2 protein-coding genes are annotated in these 464 nt (G+C 41.4%); both read right to left on the reverse strand.

Annotated elements, in window-relative coordinates:
- Positions 1-253: Arm DNA-binding domain-containing protein (locus A3761_RS01360; protein WP_156491485.1), on the reverse strand; the 253-nt coding region annotated here is incomplete at its 3' end.
- The coding region (gene xisR, locus A3761_RS01365) for an excisionase family protein (protein ID WP_156491486.1) at positions 250-464 on the reverse strand (215 nt) is incomplete at its 5' end. The genes A3761_RS01360 and xisR, both read right to left, overlap by 4 nt.

A 464-nucleotide genomic window follows, 5' to 3' on the forward strand; every position in this document is an offset into this window, starting at 1 on the left:
TAACCGAACCCGAATATTTAAGCGCGTTCTGAGAGTTCGGAAAATGTGCTTGATAATCGAAACTGCCAGACTTTATTTCGTTCAAAATCACCGCTCTTTTGTTAGCGGCATAGTTAAGCGAATTCTGATTAATTTTGAGAATGCCGGTAATGGGCTCCCTCATTCTTTTTCCATCTAACTGGAATGCAATCCGGATGTTATTTCCATGAATTTCGACGCCCTTAGGAATTTTGAACTCAGTTTTCTTGCTCACAGTTTTCCCTCCATCCAATCGTCAATCGCTACTGGGTTATAAACTATGCGGTTAGCAGGGTTCCGGATAAAATGCTTGCCCTCCAACCAAAATGCACAGCGGTACTTCTTTAACTGATCGTTTGTAAATCCATGAGTAGCCTCGAGTATTTTCTGGTGAACCCAGCGCCCATATTGAATCGATATGTTTGTTTCTCTATTCATTGCATTAG

The organism is Oleiphilus sp. HI0123 (genome assembly GCF_001635315.1).